The organism is Candidatus Binataceae bacterium (assembly GCA_035294265.1).
Lineage (GTDB): Bacteria > Desulfobacterota > Binatia > Binatales > Binataceae > DATGLK01.
The window spans coordinates 23,361-31,900 of record DATGLK010000108.1; the positions used below are offsets into that span (position 1 = coordinate 23,361).

The window sequence follows — 8,540 nt, forward strand, 5'->3', positions numbered from 1 at the left end:
TTGACGGGAGCTATCGATGAAGCAACAAGCCAAGGGCGCATGGCTGGTGATGTCGGCTCTGGTCGCCATCATGATTCTGGTCGCCGGACCGGCCTTGGTCACCCTGGGCGTTTTTCTCACTCCGCTTATCCGTACCTTTCACTGGTCGCACGCCCAGGTCTCCTTACTGGCTTTTGCCAGCGCGGCCACCGGCGGCATCGTCGCTCCGCTGGTGGGATGGCTCATCGACAAGATCGGCGCGCGCTGGGTGATTGGAGCTGGTTTGGTGATGATGGGACTGGGGTATTGGTTGGCGAGTTGGTGCAACTCGATCAATCCGATGGTCGCCTCCTTCGCTTTATGGGGAGCCGGCGGGATGCTGGTCAACCTGTTGCCGATCATGGTGGTAGCGGTCAACTGGTTCGGCGCTCGGCGCGGCTTCGCCGGCGGCGTAGTCTTCATCTCGCTGGGTTTCGGGATGACCATCTGGCCGCTGATTTTAACTTGGCTTATCGCACACGTGGGCTGGCGCTTGGCGATGCGCTGGGAGAGCCTGCCGGTTCTGCTGATTGTGCTGCCCTGGGTGCTGGCGGTGGTACGCACCCGGCCGGCGATCGCCGAGGCACGCACCACCGCGGAAGAAGTTGCCGCGCTTCCCGGTCTCGATTTCGGGCCAGCGCTGGCTACCCTGGCCTTCTGGCTGGTGTTGGCGGCGGACCTGCTGTGGAACACCGCCTTTCAGTCGGTGATCGTCCATTCCATTACCTACATGATCTACCTGGGCTTCACCCCCGAGCATGCCGCGCTCATCTTCAGCGCGCAGACCATGATGAGCGGCTTGGGCGCGATTCCGCTGGGAATGCTGGCGGATCGGGTTGGCGTGCGCAAAGTGATTTCTTTCTCGCTGGTCAGTGTTGCGATCGGAATCCTGGGGCTATGTGGCTTCAGCGTGCCAAATCTGCGTCCGTACCTGGTCCCGGTTTATATCCTGTTCTGGGGGACGACGGCAGGCGCGGTCTTCCCCTTGTTGCCCATTCTGCTGGCCGAAGTCCTAGGACTGCGCCGTTTTGGTTCGCTCAGTGGGATCGTCCGCTGTACCTCGGCCTTCGCGATGGCGCTGGGGCCGATGTGGTCGGGCTGGGTTTATGATCGCACCGGGAGCTACGTGCCCGCTTTTGAGGTCGCTTCGGCGGTGATGCTCGTAGCCGTTCTGGCGGTGGTGCTGGTGCGTCCCGCCAAAGGGTGTGACGAGGTGCCGGTGGCGGCCGCGGTCAGCGTCGCTGGCTGAACTCTGCCGCCCGCAACCGCGGCTGTCAGCCCGCTTATCAGGTCGTCGAATGGCGGGCGCGGCGCACGATCCGCTCGCCTAGATCGCCTATTACCACCAAGGCCAGGGTTACGGCGCTGATTCGCAGCCACGCCGGGGGCCCTCCGGGAGGAATCGGCACGCTCAGCCACAACACCACCGACGCGCCTAGACCCGCGACTTTGCCCATCCAGTAGCCAGCCGGCTGAGCCGGCGGGGCAGGGGCGGCTGGCGCAGGCATCCTGGCAGGTGTTGGGGGCGGTGCCACAGTAGGGGCGGCTGGTGCACCCGCTGGCGCGACGACCGGGGATGGCGCGGCCACTTGTGGGGCTGGCGTCGTAACTTGAAAGTGAGCCGCGACGTTACGCGCGAACGCGGCGATGGTGGCGTCGGTCTGCTTGCGAATAATCGGTTCGCCGAACTCGCCCAGCTTGCCCAAAAAGCGTGCGCTGGCGTCAATCGAAAGCCGGGTCAAGTCGGGTGCTTCTTCCACCAGGGTCATGGTGGCGCTTACGTCGGTGCCACCGCCGATGCGCCGATCCTTGGCTTCAGCCTTGGCCACCGCGCGCCAATTCTGCTCGTCACGCTCCTTGATTGCGACCGCACCTTGTAGGTTCAGGCTTATCGGTCCGAGTTTAACCTTGAGGCGACCGCGATATTGATCGTTACCCTCGTTGATTACTTCTTCCACTCCGGGCACACACTTGGCCATCTGCGGCACGTCCATCAGGAACCGCCACAACTCGGCCCGGGCCACCGGAATGGTACAGGTCTGTTTGAAATTCATGCCACCTTGTGTCCCGCCTGAGTCAAAGCCTGCTCCAGGGCACGGCGCACGAACACCACCGCCATGTCACGCTTATAGCTGGACGAGCCGCGAAAATCGGAGGTCGGATCAACCGCGCCTGCGACCAGCGCCGCGGCTTCGCGCAGGGTTTTTAGGGTAGGGACCTGGTTGATCAAGGCGTCCTCCACGGCGCGGGCGCGAATCGGCGTGGAGCCTGCGGCGCCCAGTGCCACCCTCACGTTGCTCAGCTTGCCACCGGTCAGCGCAACCCGCGCGGCTACCGCCACGGTGGCATAATCGTCGTGAGTCTGGGGGAGAAACTTCAAATACACGGCGCTGCTGCCCGCCGGCTGGGCCGGAACGATCACCTCGGTGACCAGCTCGTCGGGCTGCAGCACGGTTTCATAATAGCCGGTGAAGAATTGATCCAGCGCTACCTCACGTTCGCCCCGCTGCGAGCGGATTTTTACTCGCGCATCGAGTGCCAGCAAGGCGGGCGGAGTATCTTGAGCCGGGTCGGCGTGCGATACCGCGCCGCCGATCGTGGCCTGGGTGCGAATACGCACTGTGGCGACCAGATGGATCGCCTGCGCCAGCATCGGCGCCTGGCGCCGAACCAAGTCAGAGTTTTCCAGCGCACGCAGCGTGGCCAGCGCACCCAGGCGTAGCTCGCCGTTGCCGGCGATGGTAGTTAGAGGCAGGCGGCGCAGCCCGATCAGGTAGCTGGGCTGCACCAACTGCTGCTTCATCAGATTGATCAATCCCGTGCCACCGGCGATAAGCTTGGCCTCGTCGCCGTATTGGGCCAGGGCGGCAAGCGCTTCGCCCACCGCGGCAGGTTCGATATAGGTAAAGGAGTTCATACCCGGACCTTTCCTTCGGCCGCGGCCTGGATCGACTCGATAATTTTATAGTAACCGGTGCACCGGCACAGGTTACCCATCATCCAGTCCTGGATCTCTGCTTTGCTGGGATGAGGATTGCTGTTGAGCAACGCCTTGGCGGCCATGATCTGGCCCGGCGTGCAGATCCCACATTGGAAGCCACCATAATCGATGAAGGCCTGCTGCAGCGGGTCGAGCTGGTCACCATGGGCTAGCCCTTCGATGGTGGTGACTTCAGCGCCCTCGGCCATCACCGCCAGAGTCAGGCAGGAGCTTACCGGCTGGCCGTTGAGCAGCACCGTGCAGGCGCCACACACGCCCACGCTGCAGCCTTCCTTGGTTCCGGTCAAGGCCAAGTCGTAGCGCAAAAAATCAATTAGTAGCCGATTGTCGGGGACTTCGCGGCTTTGCGCCTGGCCGTTTACCCGCAGCGAAATTTTCTTCATTGATGGCTCTCCTTGGCACGCAGCCCTGCATAGACCTTTTCGGCCGTGATCGGCAAGTCCATCAGCCGCACTCCGACCGCATCGTAAACGGCATTGGCGATCGCGGCAGGCGTCGAGACATTGGAATGCTCACCGATTGCCTTGCCCTGATGCGGTGCCAGACCGCTGTCGGTGGGGACCAGGACGGTTTGCAACTCGGGAATATCCTTGGCGGTAGGCAGCTTGTAATCGCCCAAATGGACGTTGGTCACTTGGCCGTCGCGCACCACCAGATGCTCTATCAGGGCCTGGCCGATCCCCTGCACCGCGCCGCCTTCGATCTGACCTTGATGGGTCAGCGGATTGATAATCGTGCCGACGTCGTGCGCCGTTACCAGCTTGCGCAGCGTGACCTGGCCGGTTTCGGGGTCGACCTCAACCTCGGCTATCTGGGCGGCAAAAGCCGTAACATCGACGGGCGCGGGATTGTACACCCCGGCGCCACTGACGGGTGCCTTGCCCTTCGCTGCCGCCCACTCCATCAGCCCCGCCAAGCTGACGCTCTTGCCCTCGGGCGTGGAGAATTGGGCCGCCTTCAGACTCACCTGCGCGGCGGTGCATCCCAGATGTTCGCCTGCCAGTTCTAACAACGCCTGGCGAACCTTCTGACAGGCTTCGTAGGCCGCCTTGCCCCCGGTGTGGGTGAAGCGACTGCCGCCGGGTCCCTGTTCCCAGCTCGCCTCATCGGTGGAACCATGCACCACGCTGACCTGGGACAGCGGCACGCACAGCTCCTCAGCCACAAGCTGACCCAGCACGGTATAGGAGCCGGTGCCGGTATCGGGCGCGCCGGTCAGCAGCGTGACCCGCCCCTTGGCGTCGACGGTGACGGTCGCGGTGGATTGTCCGTTGGCCCCTGGCGGGCGGTCGTACATCGCCACCCCGCGCCCGACGTTTTTGCCTTTGGGCGTGCCCCACCCGGCCGCCTTGGCCGCTGCTTCGAGGGTCTCCTTGCCGGCGACATGGCGCCAGCGCTCGCCCAGCGGCGCCACATCGCCCTCGCTCAAAACATTGAGGCGGCGGAAATCCATTGGGTTCATGCCCAATTCCGCCGCGATCATGTCCATGTGGGTCTCGACCGCGAAAATCGTTTGCGGCGCGCCGGGCGAGCGCATATGGCCGCGCGGTACGGTATTGGTGTAAACCCGCAGCGATTCGATCTCGATATTGGGGATGCGATAGGAACCGCCGGCATGATGGGCGCCATGCAGGGTATGGGCCGGGATGAAGGAGCCGTAGGCGCCGCAATTGAACAATGTGCGGGCGTAGCGCGCGGTAATTCGTCCGGCGCTGTCCACCCCGGTGCGGAAGATGAAATGACCGGTGTGACGCGGATTTCCCGCCATCAGTTCCTCGGTGTAATTCATCACCATCTTGACCGGGCGGTGCGAACGGCTGGCCAGGTAGTAGCACAGCGCTGTATCCATCAAAGAGCCCTTGCCGCCGAAATCGCCCCCGATCGAGACGGCGTTTACCCGAATCCGTTCGTCGGGCACGTCGAAGGCCACAGCGAGTTGATGGCGGGCCACGAAGGGCATCTTGTTGGACAGCCAGACATCGATTTTGCCGTCGGGCCGGATACCCACCGCGCAGGCGTGCGGCTCGATATAGCCCTGATGGACCGGCGGCACATAAAACACGTGCTCGAAAATGCGTGCCGCTTGGGCAAATCCCGCCTTGATGTCGCCATGGCGGTAGAAGACCTGGCTCAAAACATTGGGAATCGGTGGGCTGATATGCACTTCCTCATGGCCAGCGGGCGGCTTGGGATGGGCTGGCGCGCTATCGTGAAGTATCGGCGCTCCAGGCTTCATCGCTTCCAGTGCGTCAAAGACCGCCGGCAGCTCCTCATATTCGACTTCGATCAGACGCAGCGCGGCTTCGGCGATTTCCGGGGTGTCCGCGACCACAGCGGCGACTTTCTCGCCCACGAAGCGCACCTTGTCTCGCGCCAGCAGGGGAATATCCAGGTAGAAGCGGCCGATACGCACATCGGGTAAGTCCGCTCCGGTCACCACTGCATGGACGCCGGCCAGCGCGCGGGCGGGCGCGGTGTTGATCGATTTGATCCGGGCATGAGGAAAAGAGCTGCGCAGACATTTGGCCCACGCCATCCCAGGCAGGATAACGTCAGCACTGTACAGGGTATGACCGGTAACCTTGGCGGGCCCTTCGACATGCCCCACGGCCTGCCCGATACTGACTAGACTTGCCATTCCTGCACCCCTCTCTGGTTGCGGCCGAACTCCGGCGCTCTGGGTAATTTGGGCCCTCAAAAGGGCGGCGCGATTCGCGGGTCTGCGACCCCTGGTTCAGGCGCCCGATCCAGTACCTGCGGCTATGCGTTCCGCCGTCCGCTGCCGTCGCGCGACGCGCCTTACGAATCCGCAAGTTTAGCTTCGGCTAAGTACGCCTACAATCTCTCTCTCTCGGACGCGTGGCTGTCAAGGAAGGTCCCTGGATCTCGACCTTTTTGAAAGCGGGGTAAACGAAGTCCCACTGCTTTGCGTCAAAGCCAGCAGGATAGGGAGTGACGGCCATGAGGACAGCTACACAGGAGCTGAAACGGGATTGGGCAAACCTCCGCCCTCGGCGCGCAGTCGAAGCGCTTCGCGCGGGCCGAATTGGGGCAATTGTGCTGGCGACGTTGATGACGCTCTCAGTGCTGGGATGCTACGGACCGCCGATGGGGCCGCGCGCAACCGATACCTTGATCGGTGGCGCGTTGGGCGCGGGCGGTGGTGCGCTGCTCGGTTCTGCCGCTGGTGCGCCCGGCACGGGTGCGATCGTGGGCGGCTTGCTGGGAGCCGGCGGCGGCTATCTGGTCGGTAATGCCCAAGCTTGGCATCCCTACTATTATCGTTACTAGTATCGTTACCAGTGCCACCAGCGCTTGGACAGCGCGCGTGACGCTTCGCCACTGAATGAGCTCCGCTAAGTTGGGTTTTGGCCCCCCTTTCCCTCGCACCTAGGGGGAGGGAGGGGGAATTTGTACGGTGCCCATTTCTTTTCGGCCGCACGGGTGTATATCGCCGATCGCGGTGGTAATCAGAAAACCCAAAAAAAATTTACAGAGGGCGCCGCAGGGACTTGACGCAAGCGCGGGGGTGCGATATTGAGAATTAATCTCAATTGAGATTAGGTTTCAATATCATGAAGAGGATCCTTCAGCCGATGCCCTGTTTACGCTTTGCTCTAGTTCCTTTGACGATGCTGGCGCTGGCCGCTGTGATTCCCGCGGCGGCTGCGGCGACTGATTCAGAGCCAATCCAATTGCGCTACGACCATCACAGCTTTAGCCCGCTGACGGTAACTGTACCTGCCGGCCGCCCGCTGACCATCAAAGTGATGAACGCCAGCAGGGAGACGATAGAGTTCGAAAGCTTCAAGCTAAATCGCGAACGGGCAATCGAGCCGGGCCAAGCGATCAGCGTGCGGCTGCCCGCCTTAAGCTCGGGTAAATACGATTTTTACGACGATTTCCATCAGGACGTGCCTCAAGGGACCATCGTCGCCCGCTAAATCGCCCGGCAAAACCAATAATTAAGCCGGAACGCGCGCGATGGGCAGGATAAAAATCGCCGCGGCAACGGTGCTGCTGACGGCCTCCTTCCCAGCAACGATGCTGCTGGCCGGAGCGAGTGGGGTGCCTACACCTACTTCCGTCCTGCAGACGTCCGCACCGGTGCAGGCGATTTTGGAGCGCGCTTGCTACGACTGCCATTCCGATCGCACGCGCTGGCCTTGGTATAGTGCCGTCGCTCCGCTGTCGTGGCTGATCGAACGCGACGTGCGCTTGGGGCGCCAACAACTGAATTTCTCGCGCTGGGGTGGCTACTCCTCCGCCACTCGCCGGCACAAGTTGGAGTGGATCGGGCGGGTGGTGCACAGCGGCAGGATGCCGCCCAGGAGCTATGTTTTTATGCATCCGGAGGCCGCTCTCAATCCCCCTCAGCGTGCCCAAATCGAGCGCTGGGTGAATTCTGCACTGCTCGCCGAGCCCGCCAACTAGCTCAGTGGACTGCGCAGTAAAAGTAACTTTAGCGAGCCGCCCGCCCACCAATCCGGTACCGGTTTGTGCGATCGCGAAGTGCTCAACCGGCACAAGATCTCCACGGGACAGTGCAGCAGCAAAGTTCAGATAGGGAGTGGAAATGGGACCGTATTCGTATGTGGGATGGACCGGCGCTATCCTTCTGACGCTGGGGGTAGCGTGGCCGACAGCGGCCCGGGCGCAAGTCGACCCCTGGGAATTCGAGGTCTATCCCTATGCCACCACCCCGCGCGGCGTGCTGGAGCTGGAGACCGACAACGCGGTTTCGATCAAAGGGCACAATCAGGGGGGTGAAGGCACCGCCGCTGGCACCTTTCCCAGTCAATCGATGTGGTACAACCAGTACGAGTTTACCTACGGCCTGACCGATCGGGTCGAGGCCGCGGCATACCTCAATTTTGCGCTCCCGCGCGGCCACGGGTTCTGGTACGCAGGCTCGAAATACCGTTTGCGCGGACGGCTATTCGACGAAGGCGTGCTGCCGGTGGACTTGGGCTGGTACACCGAATTGGAATGGCACCAGACTCCGCAGTTCGACAACGATCAACTGGAGTTGGAATTGCGCCCGATCGCGGAGAAAGATTTGGGGCCGTTTTCACTGGTGGTCAATCCGATCTTTGAAAAAACCATCTTTTCGGGCGTGGATCGCAATCGCGGCTTCAACTTTGGCTATGCCAGCGGGCTTTATTATCGCTGGTTGCGCTACCTCTCTCCGGGGCTTGAGTTTTACGGCGCTCCCGGCCTGATGGACGACACGCCACCGTTGCCGATGCAGGAGCATTACGTTTTTCCCGTATTATGGGGCGAACTGGATCGGATTGAGTACAACATTGGTCCAGGAATTGGGCTGACCGGGGGTTCGGATCAGCTCATTTTCAAGTTCAATCTGGAATTGGAGAAATTTATCGGCGCCCTGTTCGGTCCCTCCTCCGACTCTGGCTGGCTTTTCTAATACCGGCTGGAGAATGTCCGCGCGGTCGATTGCGTTGCGCCACAGCGCGCGCGATCCAACCTTGTTTTTTATACGCGGTCTAATACCATGCAG

9 protein-coding genes are annotated in these 8,540 nt (G+C 61.9%); 5 read left to right on the forward strand and 4 right to left on the reverse strand.

All coding sequences use genetic code 11. From position 1 onward, the window contains the following. Positions 1-16 precede the first annotated feature (16 nt). Complete coding sequence (locus VKV28_17195; GenBank protein HLH78540.1) at positions 17-1,267, forward strand: MFS transporter; 1,251 nt, start codon at positions 17-19, stop codon at positions 1,265-1,267. Between the two features lie 37 nt (positions 1,268-1,304). Here the strand turns inward: VKV28_17195 and VKV28_17200 are convergent, their stop codons facing one another. From VKV28_17200 to VKV28_17215, 4 genes are read right to left on the reverse strand one after another with little or no spacing between them, the layout of a single operon-like run. Then, on the reverse strand, positions 1,305-2,072 hold the full coding sequence (locus VKV28_17200; GenBank protein HLH78541.1) for an SRPBCC family protein: 768 nt from the start codon (positions 2,070-2,072) through the stop codon (positions 1,305-1,307). After that, the gene (locus VKV28_17205) at positions 2,069-2,935 is read right to left on the reverse strand and encodes a xanthine dehydrogenase family protein subunit M (protein ID HLH78542.1); all 867 of its coding nucleotides are present in this window, start codon (positions 2,933-2,935) and stop codon (positions 2,069-2,071) included. Before VKV28_17205 ends, VKV28_17200 begins: the two co-directional genes overlap by 4 nt. Further along, complete coding sequence (locus VKV28_17210; GenBank protein ID HLH78543.1) at positions 2,932-3,402, reverse strand: (2Fe-2S)-binding protein; 471 nt, start codon at positions 3,400-3,402, stop codon at positions 2,932-2,934. The genes VKV28_17205 and VKV28_17210 overlap by 4 nt, the downstream gene beginning before the upstream one ends. Then, positions 3,399-5,657, reverse strand: a complete 2,259-nt coding sequence (locus tag VKV28_17215; GenBank protein HLH78544.1) for a xanthine dehydrogenase family protein molybdopterin-binding subunit — start codon at positions 5,655-5,657, stop codon at positions 3,399-3,401. The genes VKV28_17210 and VKV28_17215 overlap by 4 nt, the downstream gene beginning before the upstream one ends. 434 nt (positions 5,658-6,091) lie before the next feature. Here VKV28_17215 and VKV28_17220 point away from each other — a divergent pair, with 434 nt between their 5' ends. The 4 genes from VKV28_17220 (at position 6,092) to VKV28_17235 (ending at position 8,447) form a co-directional block, all read left to right on the forward strand. Continuing rightward, positions 6,092-6,310: a hypothetical protein gene (locus VKV28_17220; protein ID HLH78545.1), complete on the forward strand. Its 219-nt coding sequence runs from the start codon at positions 6,092-6,094 to the stop codon at positions 6,308-6,310. Positions 6,311-6,594: 284 nt separating this feature from the next. Further along, positions 6,595-6,963 (forward strand): cupredoxin domain-containing protein, encoded by a 369-nt coding sequence (locus VKV28_17225; GenBank protein HLH78546.1) that lies wholly within the window; start codon positions 6,595-6,597, stop codon positions 6,961-6,963. 40 nt (positions 6,964-7,003) lie between these two features. Next, positions 7,004-7,453: a heme-binding domain-containing protein gene (locus VKV28_17230; protein HLH78547.1), complete on the forward strand. Its 450-nt coding sequence runs from the start codon at positions 7,004-7,006 to the stop codon at positions 7,451-7,453. 142 nt (positions 7,454-7,595) lie between these two features. Continuing rightward, a complete protein-coding gene (locus VKV28_17235; GenBank protein HLH78548.1) occupies positions 7,596-8,447 on the forward strand; it encodes a hypothetical protein in 852 nt (283 codons plus the stop codon). Positions 8,448-8,540: the final 93 nt, after the last annotated feature.

Bases quoted from the DNA above. Each gene is read 5' to 3' on its own strand.
- VKV28_17195 (HLH78540.1), top strand. From the start codon at position 17: ATGAAGCAACAAGCCAAGGGCGCATGGCTGGTGATGTCGGCTCTGGTC.
- VKV28_17200 (HLH78541.1), bottom strand. From the start codon at position 2,072: ATGAATTTCAAACAGACCTGTACCATTCCGGTGGCCCGGGCCGAGTTG.
- VKV28_17205 (HLH78542.1), bottom strand. From the start codon at position 2,935: ATGAACTCCTTTACCTATATCGAACCTGCCGCGGTGGGCGAAGCGCTT.
- VKV28_17210 (HLH78543.1), bottom strand. From the start codon at position 3,402: ATGAAGAAAATTTCGCTGCGGGTAAACGGCCAGGCGCAAAGCCGCGAA.
- VKV28_17215 (HLH78544.1), bottom strand. From the start codon at position 5,657: ATGGCAAGTCTAGTCAGTATCGGGCAGGCCGTGGGGCATGTCGAAGGG.
- VKV28_17220 (HLH78545.1), top strand. From the start codon at position 6,092: ATGACGCTCTCAGTGCTGGGATGCTACGGACCGCCGATGGGGCCGCGC.
- VKV28_17225 (HLH78546.1), top strand. From the start codon at position 6,595: ATGAAGAGGATCCTTCAGCCGATGCCCTGTTTACGCTTTGCTCTAGTT.
- VKV28_17230 (HLH78547.1), top strand. From the start codon at position 7,004: ATGGGCAGGATAAAAATCGCCGCGGCAACGGTGCTGCTGACGGCCTCC.
- VKV28_17235 (HLH78548.1), top strand. From the start codon at position 7,596: ATGGGACCGTATTCGTATGTGGGATGGACCGGCGCTATCCTTCTGACG.